Raw genomic sequence first — 17,959 nt, 5'->3', positions numbered from 1 at the left:
CGCCTGTCCCGCCCGTTGCCGAACAGGCACCGCCGCCCGCCGCGCCGGATCCGGCGTCCGTGCCGTATGCGAACATGATCCCGGCCGCCGCCCCCGCGCAGGTTCCCCCGCCGGTGCAGCCGCGTCCGGACACGACCCGCATGGTCGAGCCTTTCTCCCGCCCGCCGGCGCGACCGGCGCCGGTGGCTTCACGTGTTCCTTCGCTTTCAAAGAACCCTTCCCCCCGACCTTCGGTATCGCCCATAAGTGGGAACCCGATGGACAGGGGTGTCGTCGATGATTGGAGTCCTGTTCCAAAGGCGCGCCTCAGCCCGCGGGAGCGTCCACGTCCCGGCGACCTGAGCTTTTTCTTTCAGGGTATCCGCGATACCCGTGCCGAAAGGAAATTCTTTCCCGTGGCGTCCACGCGACCAGTTCGTAGCAATGTTTCCAGGGTGACCAGCATGACCAAGACCGACACGAATTCCACACAGGCTTCCCCGTCCAGCAACCCGCTCGCATCGCCCGACGGTTCGCCCACCATGACGGAAGTGTTCATGACGCTTGGTGGCCGCGCGACGGAACTGCTCAACCCGCGGCCCACGCTGCGTGAGGCGCTGCTGCGTCGCCGCGAGAGCGAAGAAGCTTCCTGAGTTCAGCGCATTCAGGAGATCGCCATCCCCTTGCCGGCCCCATGGACGGCGGCCGCGGGGGATGGCAGGTCTCCGCATCGGCTCGACGATTCGTTCTGTCTTTGGCCCTGGTGATCTTCATGTCGCCCGGGCGGGCCCACTTTTCCCCGACGTGACCGCAGAGGGTCGGGGGCAGGTTTTTTTGACGTAATCTTTCTGTTTTACAGCATTTCGGACGAGTTGTTTATGCCAGAGGTTCGGTCGTCAACGCAGTCAGAGTCAGGAATGTCCCGCTGGATGGGGAAAATTCTTTCCATTCGTGGTGCGGGACTGCTTATCGGTGTTTTTGGCTTGTGTGCGCTGATTGCGGCTACGTCCGTGACCCTGCCGCCAGAACAGCAGCTGATTGTGGCATTTGTATGTGTCGTGATCTTTTTCGTTGTTGGTCACAAGCCCAGTCGCCGGGCACAGATTTTCCTCGAGGTGCTGTCAGGGCTCGTGTCGCTGCGTTACCTGACGTGGCGTCTGACGGAAACGCTTTCATTTGATACATGGTTGCAGGGCCTGCTTGGGACAATGCTGCTCCTGGCGGAACTTTACGCCCTGATGATGCTGTTCCTCAGTTATTTCCAGACGATTGCGCCGCTGCATCGCGCGCCGCTGCCGCTGCCGGCGAATATCGATGAGTGGCCGACGGTCGACATCTTCGTCCCGACCTATAACGAGGAACTGAGCATCGTTCGCCTGACGGTCCTCGGTTCGCTTGGCATTGACTGGCCGCCCGAAAAGGTGCGGGTCCATATCCTCGATGACGGCCGGCGCCCCGAATTCGCCGAGTTCGCCAAGGCCTGTGGCGCGAACTACATCGCCCGACCCAGCAACGAGCATGCGAAGGCTGGCAACCTCAACTATGCCATTGACCATACCGATGGCGATTACATCCTGATCTTTGACTGCGACCACGTCCCGACCCGCGCCTTCCTTCAGTTGACGATGGGCTGGATGGTCGACGACCCGAAGATCGCGCTGATGCAGACGCCGCATCACTTCTACTCCCCCGACCCGTTCCAGCGGAACCTGTCCGCCGGTTACCGCACGCCCCCCGAAGGCAACCTGTTCTATGGCGTGGTGCAGGACGGCAACGATTTCTGGGATGCGACCTTCTTCTGCGGATCGTGTGCGATCCTGCGTCGCACCGCGATCGAGCAGATCGGCGGCTTTGCAACCCAGACCGTGACCGAGGATGCGCATACCGCGCTCAAGATGCAGCGTCTGGGCTGGTCCACGGCCTACCTGCGCATCCCGCTTGCCGGTGGCCTCGCGACGGAACGCCTGATCCTGCATATCGGCCAGCGCGTGCGCTGGGCGCGTGGCATGCTGCAGATCTTCCGTATCGACAACCCGCTGCTCGGCAAGGGACTGTCATGGGGGCAGCGGCTCTGTTACCTGTCGGCCATGACGTCGTTCCTGTTCGCGGTGCCGCGCGTCATCTTCCTCAGTTCCCCGCTGGCGTTCCTGTTCCTGGGGCAGAACATCATCGCGGCCTCGCCGCTCGCGCTGCTGGCCTACGCCATTCCGCATATGTTCCATGCCGTCGGCACGGCGTCGAAGATCAACAAGGGCTGGCGCTACTCCTTCTGGAGCGAGGTCTATGAAACCACGATGGCGCTGTTCCTGGTGCGCGTGACGATCGTAACCCTGCTCAGCCCCTCGCGTGGCAAGTTCAACGTGACGGACAAGGGCGGGTTGCTTGAAAAAGGATATTTCGACCTTGGCGCCGTCTATCCGAACGTCATCCTTGGCATCATCATGTTTGGCGGCCTGGCGCGCGGCATCTATGAACTGTCCTTCGGCCATCTCGACCAGATCGCGGAACGCGCTTACCTGCTGAACTCCGCATGGGCGCTGCTCAGCCTCATCATCATCCTCGCGGCCATTGCCGTGGGACGTGAAACCCAGCAGAAGCGCAACAGCCACCGTATCCCTGCCGTCATCCCGGTGGAGGTTTCCAGCGCGGATGGTTCCATCGTCGTGACCGGCCAGACCGAGGACCTGTCCATGGGTGGCGCGGCGGTGAAGATGTCGTGGCCGGGCAAGGTCGCAGGCCCCACGCCCGTCTATATCCGCACCGTCCTTGACGGGGAGGAGCTGAACCTTCCGGCACGGCTCATCCGCAGTTCCAACGGGCGTAGCGTCTTCATCTGGACCATCGAGAACCTGCAGCAGGAATTCGCGGTTGTCCGCCTGGTGTTCGGCCGCGCCGATGCGTGGGTCGACTGGGGCAACTACAAGCCGGACCGCCCGCTGCTCAGCCTTCTGGACATGGTCCTCAGCGTCAAGGGGCTGTTCCGTTCAAGCGGCGACATCGTCCATACCAAGGGCCCGAGCCGGGGCGGGGAAGTCAACCAGGGCAACTCCCTGCCGGATAGCAGCAACAGGCCGGACCGTCAGGAGCGCGTGCTGAAGGGAACCGTGAAGATGGTTTCGCTTCTGGCCCTGCTGACATTCGCCTCCTCCGCGCAGGCCGCGCCGGCAGCTTCGAAGGCGGTCGCCACGAAGGCGCCAGTCCAGCAGCCCGAAGCCTCCGACCTGCCGCCGCTGCCCGCCCTGCTGCCGGCCAATGGCCCGGGCCAGCCCGCTTCCGCACCCGCTGCCGCCGGTGCCCCCACGGGGCAGCCGCTTGCGGCGGACAGTGCGGATGCAATGGTGGACAACGCGGAAAATACGCCCGATACGGCGACGGTCCATAATTATACGCTCAAGGACCTTGGCGCTGCGGGATCCATCACGATGCGTGGCCTTGCGCCGCTGCAGGGGATCGAGTTCGGCATCCCTGCCGACCAGCTTGTGACCTCGGCGCGGCTTGTGCTGTCGGGTTCGATGTCACCGAACCTGCGTCCGGAAACCAATTCCGTGACCATGACCCTGAACGAGCAGTTCATCGGCACGCTACGCCCGGACCCGGCGCACCCGACGTTCGGGCCCATCTCGTTCGAGATCAACCCGATCTTTTTCGTCAGCGGAAACCGCCTGAACTTCAACTTCGCCTCCGGGTCGAAGGGATGTTCGGACCTTACGAATGACACGATGTGGGCGACGATTTCGGAGAATTCGCAGCTCCAGATCACGACCATCGCCCTGCCGCCGCGGCGTCTGCTGTCGCGCCTGCCGCAGCCGTTCTATGACAAGAACGTACACCAGCACGTCACGGTTCCCATGGTCCTGGCGCAGACCTATGACCCGCAGATCCTCAAGGCCGCCGGCATACTCGCCTCATGGTTTGGCAAGCAGACCGACTTCCTTGGCGTGAACTTCCCGGTTTCCTCCACCATCCCGCAGACCGGTAACGCCATCCTGATCGGCGTGGCGGACGAACTGCCGACCAGCCTCGGGCAGCCGCAGGTGACCGGCCCGACGATCCTTGAACTGCCGAACCCGTCGGATTCGAATGCGACGATCCTGGTGGTGACCGGTCGTGACCGCGACGAGGTCATTACGGCGAGCAAGGGCATTGCCTTCAGTTCTTCGCCCCTGCCGGCCGACAGCCACATGAACGTGGCGCCGGTGGATGTCGCCCCCAGCAAGCCGGATGATGCGCCGTCCTTCATCGCGATGGACCATCCGGTGCGTTTCGCCGACCTTGTCACGCCCGAGAAGCTGCAGGAGACGGGCTTCACGTCCGGCGTGCTGTCGGTTCCGTTCCGTATCCCGCCCGACCTGTATACGTGGCGCGACCGCCCGTACAAGATGCAGGTGCGTTTCCGTTCGCCGGCAGGCACGGACAAGGAGGTCGAGAAGGCCCGCCTGGATGTCGGCATCAACGATGTCTACCTGCATTCCTATGGCCTGAGGGAGCCGAACGGCTTCCTGCAGAATATCGGCCTGGTCCACCCTTCGGCCGGCATGCAGGTGCATGACCTCGACGTGCCGCCCTGGACCGTGTTCGGACAGGACCAGCTGCATTTCTACTTCAATGCACTGTCCATGGCCCATGGTGTCTGTCAGGGCAGCGCGGCAAGCAATGCCTTCCATATCGGGATCGATCCGGACTCCACCATCGATTTCTCCCGCGCCTATCACATCGCCCAGATGCCCAACCTTGCCTACATGGCGACGGTCGGCTTCCCCTTCACGACCTATGCGGACCTGTCGCATACGGCGGTCGTGCTGCCGGAACACCCGAACGCGGCCGTGGTCGGCGCCTATCTTGACCTGATGGGCTTCATGGGGGCGGCGACATGGTATCCGGTCGCGGGCGTGGACATCGTGTCGGCCGACCATGTCAGCGACGTGGCCGACCGCAACCTGCTGGTCATCTCGACCCTGGCCTCCAGTGCCGAGATCGCACCGCTGCTGTCGCGCTCGTCCTACGAGATTTCGGACGGCCACCTGCGCACGGCATTGCATACTTCGACGCTGGACACTGTCCTGAAGGCGATTGATGACCCGCTGACGGCGTATCGCGAACGCAACAGCAAGCCGCAGGATGTCGACAGCGCGCTGACGGGTGGTGTCGGCGCGATGATCGAGGCGGAATCCCCCCTGACATCAGGCCGTACGGTGCTGGCGCTGCTGTCCGCCGACGGGGCCGGGCTGAGCAATCTTCTCCAGCTGATGGGAGAGCGCAAGCAGCAGGCCAAGATCCAGGGGGATCTGGTTCTCGCACACGGTGAGGAGCTGTCCTCCTTCCGTAATTCGCCGGTCTATACGATCGGTTCCCTCCCGGTCTGGCTGTGGCCCGACTGGTATATGCACAACAGGCCGGTTCGTGTGCTGCTTGTCGGCCTGTTGGGATGTGTTCTGATTGTCAGTGTCCTTGCACGGGCCCTGGCGCGGCATGCTGCCCGGCGTTTCAAGCAGCTCGAGGATGAGAGGCGCAAGTCGTGACCCATAAACGATATGCTTCGTCCCTGTCCGCCGGTCTTCTCGCAACGACCTGCACTGCAGGCCTGTTGCTGCAGGCGAACGGTGCACGGGCACAGCAGGCAGCGGTGCAGGCACCTGCCAATACCACCATGACGCAGGCGGATTCCGTGGCGCCAGCCCAGAGCGGGCAGGCCGCGGTGGTGCAGCGTCTGGTGCAGCAGGCACGCTTCTGGATGCAGCAGCACCAGTATGACAATGCACGCCAGTCGCTGCAGAGTGCCGCGCGCCTTGCGCCGGATTCGATCGACGTGCTGGAAGCGCAGGGCGAATACCAGTCGCGGATCGGCAATCGCGATGCCGCCCTCGATACGCAGCGCCGCCTGCATCAGGCAGCGCCCGGCAGTGCGTATGAAAGCCAGCTGAACGACCTGCTGCATGAACAGGCGATCTCGCAGCCTGACCTTGCGCATGCACGCTCGCTTGCGGCCTCGGGCCATAGCGAGCAGGCGGTGGAAGCCTACCAGCACCTGTTCAACGGTCCCACGCCGACGCCCTCGCTGGCGGTGGAATACTACCAGACGCTGGCTGGGGTTTCAGGGCAGGCGAATACCGCGCGCGACGGGCTTGTCCGCCTGGTCAAGACCAACCCTTCGGATTTCCGTGCGCAGCTTGCGCTGGCGCAGGTGCTGACCTACCAGCCCGCCACCCGGATGGAGGGGCTGCAGCGTCTGCAGGCGCTGGAGAAATACCGTTCCTCCGCCCCGGTCGAGGCGGCGACGGCGGAAAAGTCATATCGCCAGACCCTGTCATGGCTGCCGGTCACGCCGGAGACGCTGCCGCTGATGCAGCAGTGGCTGGATGCGCATCCGTCCGATACCGCGCTGCGGACCCATATGACGGAACCGGCCGGCGGCCCGCCTGACAAGGGCGCGCTGGCGCGGCAGGACGGGTTCAAGGCGCTGAATGCCGGGCGGCTGTCCGCAGCGCAGACGGCGTTCCAGAGCGCGCTGAACCTGAACGCGAAGGATGCCGATGCGCTCGGCGGCCTTGGCCTTGTCGCCATGCGCGCGGGCCATAACGAGGAGGCGCACCGCTACTTTGAGGAGGCGATCGCCGCCGATCCGAAGAATGCGGGCCACTGGCGCCCGGCCCTTGCCGGCATGGCGGTGGGCGAGGAATATGGCACCGTGCGCCGACTGATCGCGAGCGGGCAGACGCAGGAGGCCGAGCAGCGCCTGATGTCGCTGGCGCGCCAGCCCGGACAGTCCGAGGGCGCGACGCTGATGCTTGCGGACCTGCAGCGCACGACGGGCCAGACGGGCGAGGCGGAACGCAATTACCGTGCGGTCCTGGCGCGCAATGGCGACAATCCCATTGCACTGATGGGACTGGCCCGTGTCCTGATGGGCGAGGGGCAGGAGAGTGAGGCCAATGCCCTGCTGTCGCGCCTTGGCGGCCGTTACAGCGCGCAGGTGCAGCAGATCGAGGTTTCGGGCATCATGGCCGAAGCCGCCCGCACCACCGATTCCGCGCAGAAGGTCAGCCTGCTGCGGCAGGCCATGGCCAAGGACCCCGATGATCCGTGGCTGCGCATCAACCTTGCCAACGCGCTGCAGCAGCAGGGCGACAGTGCCGAAGCGTCGAACGTCATGCGTCCGCTCCTGACGAGTCCGCGCACCCCGGACGATTACCAGGCGGCGATCCTGTATGCGTCGGGCAATGGCAACGATACCCTGACGCGGCGCCTGCTGGCGGGGCTGTCGCCGGATGAGTATTCACCGGCCATCCGTACGATCGCCGATGAAATGGCGATCAAGGCCGACCTGGCCGCCCGCCTGTCGATGGTGTCGAACCCCACCCCGCTGGTGCGCGAGGCGCTGGCCGTGCCGGACCCGACGGGCGCGCGTGGCGTGGCCGTGGCCGACCTGTTCCGCCAGCGGGGCGACATGCTGCACGCGCACATGGCGCTGCGCATCGCCTCCACGCACACGGCCGACCTGACGACCGAGCAGCGTCTGGCCTATGCCACCGAATACATGAAGATCAGCAACCCCGTCGCGGCCGCGCGTCTTCTCGCCCCGCTTGGCGATGGCAGCGGGACCGCGACCGGTTCGGCGATGTCGCCCGACCAGCGCCAGACGCTGGTTCAGTTGCGGATGGGGATTTCGGTCGCGCAGTCTGACCTGCTGAACCAGCGTGGCGACCAGGCGGCGGCCTATGACCACCTTGCCCCCGCGCTGCAGGCCGACCCGGAAGCCACGTCGCCCAAGCTCGCACTCGCGCGGCTGTATAACGGGCGCGGCAAGTACGGGCATGCGCTGGATATCGACCTGTCGGTCCTTCGCCATAACCCGCAGGACCTCGATGCGCGGCAGGCCGCCGTGCAGGCCGCGGCGAACGACAACAAGGACGGCCTGGCCATGCAGCTGGCCCAGGATGGGGTCCAGCAGTCGCCGATGGATGCGCGCAGCTGGCTTGCCATGGCGGTTGCCGACCGTGCCGCCGGCCATGGCGAGCGGACGCTTGCCGACCTGCGCCGTGCCTATGAACTGCGCCTCCAGCAGCTCAAGATCAGCCGTGGGGAAGCCACCGCCAGCGATGAAACGCAGGCGACCGCCCCGCCGACGGCCAACCCGTTCCGCCGTGATGCGTATGGCCATGCGTTGCAGCTTGGCGCGCCTCCGGGCGAAAATGGCTACACCACGGCAGGCAGCGTGCCGGAGATTTCGGACCAGATGCTGTCCTCCATCAACGGGCAGATCCACACCCTGTCGGAAGACCTTGCGCCGTCCGTCGATGCCGGGCTTGGCTTCCGCGTCCGTTCGGGCACGCGCGGCATGGGCGCGCTGACCGAGGCTTCGGTGCCGATCGTCGGGCGTATCCCGCTGCAGGCTGGCACGTCGGCGCTGACCTTCACCGCCACGCCGACCTTCCTGACCTCCGGGCACCTGCCGCAGACCGGGTATGACATCCCGCGTTTCGGCACCAACCTGTTCGCGCTGGAACGGAACCTGCAGAACCAGAACAACAGCATGGAGCATCGCCTCAACACCGATACGATCGGGCGCGAGGCGGGTGTGGCGCCTGACGTGCGCTTCGCCAATAACTGGGTCAGCGCCGATGTCGGGGCCTCCCCGCTGGGCTTTACGCTGCCGAACGTGATCGGTGGTGTCGAATTCGCCCCGCGTGTCGGGCCGGTCACCTTCCGCGTCAGCGGGGAGCGCCGCTCCATCACCAACAGCGTCCTGTCCTATGGCGGCATGACGGATGCCCTGACCGGCAAGAAGTGGGGTGGTGTCGTCACCAACCACTTCCATGGGCAGGTCGAGGCCACGCTGGGCAATACGATCCTGTATGGCGGTGGTGGCTATGCCATCCAGACCGGCCATCATGTCCAGAGCAATACCGAAGTGGAAGGCGGGCTTGGGGCCAATACCCTTGTCTATCGCAACCGCAAGCATGAAGTGCGCGTGGGCGTGAACCTGACCTATTTCGGGTACAAGCATAACGAGGATTTCTATACCTACGGGCAGGGTGGCTACTTCTCGCCGCAGTCCTATTTCGCGGCGACGGTGCCCGTGCGCTATTCCGGCCACAGTGGCCTGTTCGACTGGGATATCACCGGGTCCATCGGCTATCAGCTGTTTCATGAGCATAGTTCCGCCTTCTTCCCGACCAATCCTGTCTATCAGGCCCTTGCGAACGGGCTGGCGGGTGTATCTACTGCTGAACTATCCTTGGAATCGGCCCGGTATCCCGGCGATGATGTCGGAAGCCTTGTTGGTGGTTTCGATGGCCGGGTGGGGTATCGCGTCAGCCATTCGCTGCGTCTTGACCTGTCCGGTCGTTTCCAGAAGGCTGGCAACTGGGATGAGGGCGGCGCCATGATCTCGGCTCACTATCTTATTATGGACCAGTAATGACAATTTATGAGAAAAAACCGGACTTCACCCTGTTTCTTCAGACCCTGTCCTGGGAAATTGACGATCAGGTCGGGATCGAGGTCAGGAATGAACTCCTGCGTGAGGTTGGACGGGGCATGGGCACGCGCATCATGCCGCCGCCGTGCCAGACCGTGGACAAGCTGCAGATCGAACTGAACGCGCTTCTGGCCATGATCGGCTGGGGCACCGTGACGCTCGAACTCCTGCCCGAGGACCAGTCGCTGCGCATCGTGCATGAAAACCTGCCGCAGGTCGGCAGCGCGGGCGAGCCGTCGGGCACGTGGCTGGCCCCGGTGCTGGAAGGGCTGTATGGCCGCTGGGTCACGTCGCAGGCGGGTGCGTTTGGCGATTACGTCGTGACGCGCGATGTCGATGCCGAAGACCTCAACGCCGTCCCGCGCCAGACGATCATCATGTACATGCGCGTGCGCAGCTCCGCGAACTGAGGTGTGACAACGGCGGTCTGGTCCGCCGCTGTTTCCCACGCACAGGCCCTTGCGGTCGCGCGGGATGCGCAAGCATCCGGCGTGCTGGCAGGCAGCCAGTCATGGCGGCCCGGTCGTCCCTTATGGGGTGGCCGGGCTTTTTGCTGTCTGCAGGGGGAAGGGGCCTGCCTGCCGGCATGATGGCGCCCCGTTTGTTGATTTTTCCCGACCGACATTGCGATATGTCATGCACTTTTGGTGGGTGGGGGGTCATCCTCGGGGTCAAATGGGGGCGGCATGCCGATTGCCGGTGTCGGCTTCCTTGAGATTCTGCAATGGGTATGGGGAGGATGATCGACACATGACGATGTCTCGGAAACTGGTCTTGCTGTCTGCCGTGGCGCTTGGCGGGCTGGTGGCGCTGTCCCCCGGCGCGCAGGCGCGGCATGGGCATGATGCCCCGGCCACCGCCGATACCCGCGCGCGCGACATGCTGTCGCACATGTCGCTTCAGGACAGGCTGTCGATGGTTTTCACCATTGATGGCGGCGGCACGATGGGCAATGCGCCCGTTCCCCCCGGTGGCCTGGGATCGGCGGCCTACCTGAAGTCGCCGGCGGGGCTGCCGCCGCTGCAGATCAGCGATGCGGGCCTTGGCCTGCGCAACCCGTCGCATGTGCGTCCCCATGGGCAGGCGGTCGGGCTGCCGTCCGGCCTTGCAACGGCCAGCACATGGGACCCGGACATGGCCCGGCAGGGCGGGGCGATGATCGGTGGGGAAGCCTGGCGGCAGGGGTTCAATGTCCTGCTGGCGGGCGGCGCCGACCTGACGCGCGACCCACGGGGCGGGCGTAATTTCGAATATGCGGGCGAGGACCCGCTGCTGACGGGCCGGGTGGTGGGTGCGACCATCGCGGGCATCCAGTCGCAGCATGTGATCTCGACGCTGAAGCATTTCGCGATGAACGACCTCGAGACCTCGCGCATGACCATGAGCGCGGATATCGACAATGCGGCGATGCGTGAAAGCGACCTGCTCGGCTTCGAGATCGCGCTGGAGGTCGGCCATCCCGGTTCGGTCATGTGTTCGTACAATCGCGTCAATGATGTCTATGCCTGCGAAAACCCGTACCTGCTGACGAAGGTGCTCAAGCAGGACTGGAAATATCCCGGCTTTGTCATGTCCGACTGGGGGGCGACCCATTCCTCCGCCCGGGCCGCGCTGGCGGGGCTGGACCAGGAATCGTCGGGAGACGATGCCGACGCGCGTCCCTATTTCCGCGAGATCCTGGCGCGTGACGTCAAGGAAGGCCGCGTTCCCGCCGCCCGCGTGGGCGACATGGCGCAGCGGATCATCCGCAGCATGTATGACGTGGGGCTGGTGGACCACCCGCCCGTCATGCAGCCGCTTGACGTCGTCACCGATACGCTCGCCGCCCAGCGGGACGAGGAGGAAGGCGCGGTCCTGCTGAAGAACGACGCGAACCTGCTGCCGCTGTCGCCCACCGCGCGGGTGGCCGTGATTGGCGGCCATGCCGATGTGGGCGTGATTTCCGGGGGCGGGTCCAGCCAGGTCGATCCCATCGGTGCGCCCGCGATCGGCGTGGTCAAGGGACCGGGCAAGAAGGACTGGCCCGGCGATCCCGTCTATTTCCCGTCCGCGCCGTATCGCATGATGCAGGCGGAAGCACCGGGCGCGCGCCTGACCTATACCTCCGGCGCGGATATCGCGCGTGCGGCGGAAGCGGCGCGCAGGGCGGATGTGGCCGTCGTGTTCGTGACGCAGTTTTCGTATGAAGGCATGGATACCGCCAATGCCATGACGCTGGATGGCAACCAGGATGCGCTGGTGGCGGCGGTCGCGCGCGCCAATCCGCGCACGGTGGTGGTGATGGAGACGGGCAACCCGGTCATGATGCCGTGGCTGGGCAATGTCGGCGCGGTGATGGAAGCATGGTATCCCGGTTCGGGCGGTGGCGCCGCGATTGCCCGCCTGCTGTATGGCAAGGTCGCCCCGGCCGGCCACCTGCCGATGACATTCCCCGCGTCGCCCGCGCAACTGGCCCATCCCGACATTGCGGGCGTGACGGCCACCAACGTGTTCGAGATGCAGTTCCACACCGATCAGGAACTGGTCTATGACGAAGGCAGCGAGGTCGGCTATCGCTGGTTCGACCGGACGCAGGCGAAACCGCTGTTCCCGTTCGGTTATGGCCTGACCTATACCAGCTTCGCCCATGAAGGACTGCGTGTCCGCCACCATGGGAATGACGTCATCGCCACCTTTACGGTGCGCAACACCGGCACCCGTCCGGGCGTTGACGTGCCGCAGGTCTATGTCCGCCTGCCCGGTGGTGGCGGGCGTCGGCTGGCGGGATGGCAGCGCGTGACGCTGGCGCCGGGCGAAAGCCGCGAACTGTCGGTGACGCTGGAGCGGCGCGTGCTGGCGCATTTCGACGAGAAGCATGACCGCTGGAGCCAGCCCGCAGGGGAATACCGGGTCTGGCTGGGATCGTCCGCCACGGATGAGTCGCAGCAGGCGACGCTCCATCTGGGTAGCCGCACCATGGCGCCCTGAGGATGGGAAGGGGAATCGGGTCAGGCGGGATATCCCGTTACGGCCGGTTATGGCTGTCCCTGCCGACGGCCCTCCTTGCCGCGGCGCTGCTGGTGGATGGGGGAGGGAGGGCCATGGCTGCGGACTGGCCTGATACGCCCATGGCGCGGATGCGGATGCAGGCTGAAATCCGCACCCTGCAGGTCGCCCTGCTGACGCAGCCGAGTGCCACCGTCACGCTGGAGGACTGGTGCGCCCGTCACGCCATGGCCCCGTCCGCGCATGTGCTGGCGCGCAGGCTGCCTGAAACGCGGATGGCCATCCCGGCACAGGTGCGCGCGGACCTTGGCGTGGGGGCCGATGAACCCCTGCGCCATCGCCGGGTTGCCCTGTCGTGCGGGTCGCATGTCCTTTCGCTTGCGGACAACTGGTATGTGCCCGCGCGCCTGACCCCGGCGATGAACGCACGGCTGGACCAGACGGATGTGCCGTTTGGCCATGTCGTCGCGGATCTGGGCTTTACCCGGCGCACGCTGGATTCGACCCTGCTGTGGTCGCCCCTGCCCGCCGGGTGGGAAATGCAGGCGCCACCGCCCGCATCGGCAGGCACGATTGCGGTGCCGGGTGAAATCCTGCGCAATCGCGCGGTCCTGTCACGTCACGATGGCCTGGCGTTCAGCGAGGTGGTGGAAACCTATACCGGCGCGATACTGGAATTCACGCCGCCTGCGTGAAGGCACGGCAAAGTCATGGTTTCCAAAGGGCAGGGCCCTTGGGGAACATCACCCGCATTCAATGGCAATCAGGGCTGTCCCCACACGACGGGCCTGCCTTGCCGCCTGCCGTCCGCTCAGGCACGGTTGCGCGTCGTTCCCCCCATTCAGGCAGATGAGGTATCATCATGACCGAAACTCCCCCCAAGGACAGTCCGGTGCTGGACCTGCGCGATCCGGGACTGGACGCGGCGCGGGTGCGTGCCGCCCTGTCGCTGGCCCCGCATCCCGAAGGCGGCAGCTATCGCGAGATCTGGCGGGAGGGACGGGCCGATGGCGGGCGCGGCAGCGTCAGCACGATCGAATTCCTCCTTGCCGAGGGGGAACGCTCCCACTGGCACCGTGTCGATGCGGCGGAAATCTGGTGCTGGCAGGCGGGCGGGCCGCTGCGCCTGCGTATCGCGGTCGAGGGGCAGGCCGAACAGGCCATCACCATCGGCCCGCGTCCCGGCAGGGGCGAGGTGCTGCAGGCCGTCGTTCCCGCAGGCGCATGGCAGGCGGCCGAGAGCATGGGCGCATGGTCGCTGGTGGCGTGCATCGTTGCCCCGGCCTTCCTGTTCGAACGGTTTGAACTTGCCCCGCCCGGCTGGTCCCCCGCAGCGACCCGGACGGGAGAGGCATGATGAAGGACACACTGATGACGGATGAACCGCAATGGCTGGTCCTGGCGCGCGAACTGCAGGCCATCGCGCAGAGCGGCCTTGCCTATGCCGATGGCAGCCCCTTCGACCGGGAGCGTTACGAGGCGGTGCGTGACATCGCGTCAAGGATGATGGCGATGGGCAGTGACGAACCCGCCCCCCGGATTGCGGACCTGTTTGCGGGGCAGCGCGGTTACGCCACGCCGAAGGCCACGGTGCGCGCTGCGGTGTTCGATGCGCAGGGGCGTATCCTGCTGGTGCGCGAAGTGCTGGACCATGGGCGCTGGACCCTGCCGGGGGGATGGGCGGACGTGAACCTGTCCCCGGTGGAAAACACCATCAAGGAAGTGCGGGAGGAAAGCGGCTATCTCGTCCGCGTCACGCGCCTTGCCGCAGTATGGGACCGCGCCCGCCACCCGCATCCGCCGGGACCGTTTTCTTGCTACACGCTGTGTTTCATCTGTGAACTGCTCGGTGGCGCACCGGCCACGAGCGCGGAGACATCTGAAATCGGCTGGTTCGCGCGTGATGAAATCCCCGCGGACCTGTCGCTGGGCCGCGTGCTGCCCGCGCAGATCGACGCCATGTTCGAACATGCCGCCAACCCGGCCCTGCCGACATGGTGCGACTGAACGCACGCGCGCCGCATCATGGCGCGGCGATAGCCCATTGAAATCGGGCGCAAAGATTTCCATATCCATTCACAAGATATTTCGGCCGTTACTGAAGCTGGAGAACAGGTAAAAAGATGACAGAACAGACAGCCGCGCCCGCCGCCGCCGGGGGCGAACAGCATGAATTCAGCGCCGAGGTCGGGCGCCTTCTCGACCTTGTGGTGCATGCACTTTATTCCGAGCGGGAAATCTTCCTGCGCGAACTCGTCGCCAACGCCGCCGACGCCACTGACAAGCGCCGCTTCGAGGCGCTGACCGATGGCGCGCGCGCCCTGCCGGACGATGCGAAGATCCGCATCAATCCCGACAAGGATGCGCGCCTGCTGACCATCAGCGATGATGGTGCGGGCATGAGCAAGGAAGAACTGGCCCACAACCTTGGCACCATTGCGCGTTCGGGCACCCGTGCGTTTGGCGAGGAGCTGCAGAAGGCCAAGCCGGAAGAAAAGCCGAGCCTGATCGGGCAGTTCGGCGTCGGCTTCTATGCCGCGTTCATGGTGGCGGACCGCGTGGACGTGATCTCGCGCCGCGCCGGCAGCGACGAGGCCTGGTGCTGGTCCTCCACCGGCAAGGGCAACTACACCATCTCCCCCGCCACGCGGGAGAAGGCGGGCACGGACATCATCCTGCACATCAAGGAAGATGCCGACGATTTCCTTGATTCGTTCCAGCTCGAGACGATCGTGCGCAAGTGGGCGGACCATATCTCGTGGCCGATCAGCATCGTCAAGGATGGCGAGGAAAGCACCGCCAACAAGGGCACGGCGCTGTGGCGCAAGGGCCGTGGCGAGATTGACGAGGAACAGCTCAACGAGTTCTACCGTCACGTCAGCCACAACTTCGACACGCCATGGGCGACGCTGCACTGGCATGCCGAAGGGACGCTGGAATTCTCCGCCCTGCTGTTCATCCCGGGCAGCAAGCCGTTCGAATTCGGCGAACCCGTGCGTGAAAGCCAGATCCGCCTGCATGTGCGGCGCATGTTCATCACGGACGAGGCCGGACTGCTGCCGCCGTGGCTGCGCTTCGTGACCGGCGTTGTCGATACGGAGGACCTGCCGCTCAACGTCTCGCGTGAGATGCTGCAGGCGACCCCGGTTCTGGCGCGCATCCGCAAGGCCGTGACCAACCGCGTGATCTCCGAACTCAAGACCCGTTCCAAGGACGAGGCGGATTTCGAGAAGTTCTGGGACAATTTCGGCCCGACTTTCAAGGAAGGCATCTGGGACGACGCCGAACACCGCACCGAACTTGCGACCATCGCGCGTTTCCGTTCCAGCACGCAGGAAGGCTGGACGACGCTCGATGCGTATCTGGAGCGCAAGAAGCCGGAGCAGGAGGCGATCTACTACCTGACGGGGGATCGCACGGAAATGCTGCCGTCCTCGCCGCAGCTTGAGGGTTTCCGCGCGCGCGGGATCGAGGTGCTGCTGCTGTCGGATGCGGTCGATTCCTTCTGGCCCGACCGGCTTGGCGTCTACAAGGACACGCCGCTGCGTAACATCAGCCAGTTCCACGCCGACCTTGAGAAGTTCGGCGCGCCGGAAGAAACGGCTGAGGAAAAGAGCGACCTTGAATCCGTCCTGCCCGCGCTGAAGGAAGCGCTTGGCGATGCAGTGTCGGACGTGAAGGCGACGAATCGCCTTGTCGACAGCGCGGTCGTGCTGGGTGCCGCCGAAAACGGCCCCGACCTGCAGATGATCCGCCTGATGCGGCGCAGCGGGCAGGAAGTGCCCAATACCGCGCCCGTCCTGCAGGTCAACCCGCGCCATGTGCTGATCCATGAACTCGCGCAGCGCGTGAAGGCAGGGGAGTCGATCACCGACCTCGCCCTGATCCTGATGGACATGGCCCGCATCCAGGACGGCGAAAGCCCGAAGGACCCGACCGGCTTTGCCCAGCGCCTGACGACGCTGCTGTCGAAGGTGGCCGTCAAGGCCGGCTGACGCGCCCTTTTCGGCCCGTCATTGCGATATCCCGCCATGCCGTCGCGCATGGCGGGATATTTTTTGTCCCGCAGGGTCGGGATGATATATTCAGGAAGCAGAAGTTTCCGGGGACCGCCGTTTTCAGAAAGGCGGCGTCCCGTGAGGCTTTTTGAAAAAAGCCCCGTCGGGAAACTTCTTCATGATTCCCGCCGTGCCCGATGGGCGGTATCATGGTAATCAGGCCGCAGGCGTGGCGTGCACGCGCGATCCGGGGCGATCGGCCTGATCGGGACTTGAATACATCTCCTGTGGATGCTTCCTTGCACGCCCCTGATGAATGGTAAGTTCCTGATTTTGACAACGGCAAACGACGCATGAAAATCAACGATGTCTCGTATCGCAGCGTTTGGGTTGACCCCGAGGACGGATGGTCGGTGCGGATATTTGACCAGACCCGGCTTCCGTGGGCGCTGGATATCCTGCGCCTGACACACTGCGATCAGGTCGCCCATGCCATCCGTACCATGCAGGTGCGTGGCGCGCCGCTGATTGGCGCGGTCGCGGCCTACGGGCTGGCGCTGGCGCTGCGGGTGGATGCTTCGGACGCGGCGATGGAACGTGACGCGGCGATGCTGGCGGCCACGCGGCCCACGGCGGTCAACCTTGGCTGGGCCATCGGGCGGATGCTGACGCGCCTGCGCCCGCTTGCGCCTGCCGACCGCGTTGCCGCCGCCTATGACGAGGCCGGGCGCATCTGCGATGAGGACGTGATCCAGAACGAGGCCATCGGCCGCCTCGGCCTCGAACTGATCGAGGAAATCCGCGCCCAGCGTGGTGACGCGGCGGGACCGATCAATATCCTGACCCACTGCAACGCCGGGTGGATCGCGACCGTGGACTGGGGCACGGCGCTGGCGCCCATCTACATGGCGCATGACCGGGGCATCGACGTGCATGTGTGGGTGGACGAAACCCGCCCGCGCAACCAGGGCGCATCGCTGACGGCATGGGAACTGGGCAGCCATGGCGTGCCGCATACGGTCATTGCCGACAATGCGGGCGGCCACCTGATGCAGCATGGCCGGGTGGACCTCGTGATCGTGGGCACCGACCGCGTGACGCGCACCGGCGATGTCGCGAACAAGATCGGCACCTACCTCAAGGCGCTGGCGGCGGCGGACAATGGCGTGCCGTTCTGGGTCGCGCTGCCGTCAACCACCATCGACTGGAGCATTTCCGACGGCGTGCGCGAAATCCCCATCGAGGAACGCGCGAGTGCGGAAGTCACGCACATCTCCGGCCTGACGGGGGCGGGGCAGGTGGAAACGGTGCAGTTGACGCCCAAGGGCAGCCATGCCGCCAATCCCGCGTTCGACGTGACGCCCGCGCGCCTTGTGACCGGGCTGATTACCGAACGCGGCCGCTGCAGCGCCACGGCGGACGGGTTGTGCGACCTGTTCCCCGAATATGTGTAAATGAAAAAAAGCGCCCGTGCGGCGTTACAGGGGTGTCCGAACTTGACAGCGCGGGGCCAGATTGG

The 17,959-nt window shown here is 65.1% G+C and carries 11 protein-coding genes; 10 read left to right on the top strand and 1 reads right to left on the bottom strand.

The window, feature by feature from the left end:
• Positions 1-244: hypothetical protein (locus tag KMAL_RS17595; RefSeq protein WP_456306377.1), on the bottom strand; the 244-nt coding region annotated here is incomplete at its 3' end.
• Between KMAL_RS17595 and KMAL_RS17590 the strand changes: the two genes are divergently transcribed.
• The 10 genes from KMAL_RS17590 (at position 141) to mtnA (ending at position 17,894) form a co-directional block, all read left to right on the top strand.
• Positions 141-632 (top strand): hypothetical protein, encoded by a 492-nt coding sequence (locus KMAL_RS17590; protein ID WP_338043491.1) that lies wholly within the window; start codon positions 141-143, stop codon positions 630-632. The genes KMAL_RS17595 and KMAL_RS17590 overlap by 104 nt on opposite strands.
• A 225-nt stretch (positions 633-857) precedes the next feature.
• Positions 858-5,498, top strand: coding sequence for a UDP-forming cellulose synthase catalytic subunit (bcsA, locus tag KMAL_RS17585; protein WP_338043490.1), 4,641 nt, complete (start codon positions 858-860; stop codon positions 5,496-5,498).
• 128 nt (positions 5,499-5,626) lie between these two features.
• Entirely contained in the window at positions 5,627-9,397 is a 3,771-nt protein-coding gene (locus KMAL_RS08605; protein WP_408887907.1) for a cellulose biosynthesis protein BcsC, read from the top strand.
• Positions 9,397-9,867: a cellulose biosynthesis protein BcsD gene (gene bcsD / locus KMAL_RS08600; protein WP_110095297.1), complete on the top strand. Its 471-nt coding sequence runs from the start codon at positions 9,397-9,399 to the stop codon at positions 9,865-9,867. Before KMAL_RS08605 ends, bcsD begins: the two co-directional genes overlap by 1 nt.
• 340 nt (positions 9,868-10,207) lie before the next feature.
• Positions 10,208-12,424, top strand: a complete 2,217-nt coding sequence (locus KMAL_RS08595; RefSeq protein ID WP_110095296.1) for a beta-glucosidase family protein — start codon at positions 10,208-10,210, stop codon at positions 12,422-12,424.
• Between the two features lie 113 nt (positions 12,425-12,537).
• Positions 12,538-13,137 carry a hypothetical protein gene (locus KMAL_RS08590; RefSeq protein WP_110095308.1) on the top strand — a complete coding sequence of 200 codons (600 nt, stop codon included), beginning with the start codon at positions 12,538-12,540 and terminating at the stop codon, positions 13,135-13,137.
• 167 nt (positions 13,138-13,304) lie between these two features.
• Complete coding sequence (locus tag KMAL_RS08585; RefSeq protein WP_110095295.1) at positions 13,305-13,799, top strand: cupin domain-containing protein; 495 nt, start codon at positions 13,305-13,307, stop codon at positions 13,797-13,799.
• Positions 13,799-14,449, top strand: a complete 651-nt coding sequence (locus KMAL_RS08580) for an NUDIX hydrolase (RefSeq protein ID WP_239020034.1) — start codon at positions 13,799-13,801, stop codon at positions 14,447-14,449. Before KMAL_RS08585 ends, KMAL_RS08580 begins: the two co-directional genes overlap by 1 nt.
• A 116-nt stretch (positions 14,450-14,565) precedes the next feature.
• The gene (htpG, locus tag KMAL_RS08575) at positions 14,566-16,437 is read left to right on the top strand and encodes a molecular chaperone HtpG (RefSeq protein WP_110095294.1); all 1,872 of its coding nucleotides are present in this window, start codon (positions 14,566-14,568) and stop codon (positions 16,435-16,437) included.
• 356 nt (positions 16,438-16,793) lie between these two features.
• Complete coding sequence (gene mtnA / locus KMAL_RS08570) at positions 16,794-17,894, top strand: S-methyl-5-thioribose-1-phosphate isomerase (protein ID WP_110095293.1); 1,101 nt, start codon at positions 16,794-16,796, stop codon at positions 17,892-17,894.
• Positions 17,895-17,959: the final 65 nt, after the last annotated feature.

Source organism: Novacetimonas maltaceti, assembly GCF_002906255.1.
GTDB lineage: Bacteria > Pseudomonadota > Alphaproteobacteria > Acetobacterales > Acetobacteraceae > Novacetimonas > Novacetimonas maltaceti.
Note: the sequence above shows the minus strand (reverse complement) of the source record. Positions and strands in the feature narration are given on the sequence as shown.

Excerpts from the sequence above, each read along its gene's own strand:
- KMAL_RS17590 (WP_338043491.1), top strand. The coding sequence starts at position 141 with ATGGTCGAGCCTTTCTCCCGCCCGCCGGCGCGACCGGCGCCGGTGGCT.
- bcsA (WP_338043490.1), top strand. The coding sequence starts at position 858 with ATGCCAGAGGTTCGGTCGTCAACGCAGTCAGAGTCAGGAATGTCCCGC.
- KMAL_RS08605 (WP_408887907.1), top strand. The coding sequence starts at position 5,627 with ATGACGCAGGCGGATTCCGTGGCGCCAGCCCAGAGCGGGCAGGCCGCG.
- bcsD (WP_110095297.1), top strand. The coding sequence starts at position 9,397 with ATGACAATTTATGAGAAAAAACCGGACTTCACCCTGTTTCTTCAGACC.
- KMAL_RS08595 (WP_110095296.1), top strand. The coding sequence starts at position 10,208 with ATGACGATGTCTCGGAAACTGGTCTTGCTGTCTGCCGTGGCGCTTGGC.
- KMAL_RS08590 (WP_110095308.1), top strand. The coding sequence starts at position 12,538 with ATGGCTGCGGACTGGCCTGATACGCCCATGGCGCGGATGCGGATGCAG.
- KMAL_RS08585 (WP_110095295.1), top strand. The coding sequence starts at position 13,305 with ATGACCGAAACTCCCCCCAAGGACAGTCCGGTGCTGGACCTGCGCGAT.
- KMAL_RS08580 (WP_239020034.1), top strand. The coding sequence starts at position 13,799 with ATGAAGGACACACTGATGACGGATGAACCGCAATGGCTGGTCCTGGCG.
- htpG (WP_110095294.1), top strand. The coding sequence starts at position 14,566 with ATGACAGAACAGACAGCCGCGCCCGCCGCCGCCGGGGGCGAACAGCAT.
- mtnA (WP_110095293.1), top strand. The coding sequence starts at position 16,794 with ATGAAAATCAACGATGTCTCGTATCGCAGCGTTTGGGTTGACCCCGAG.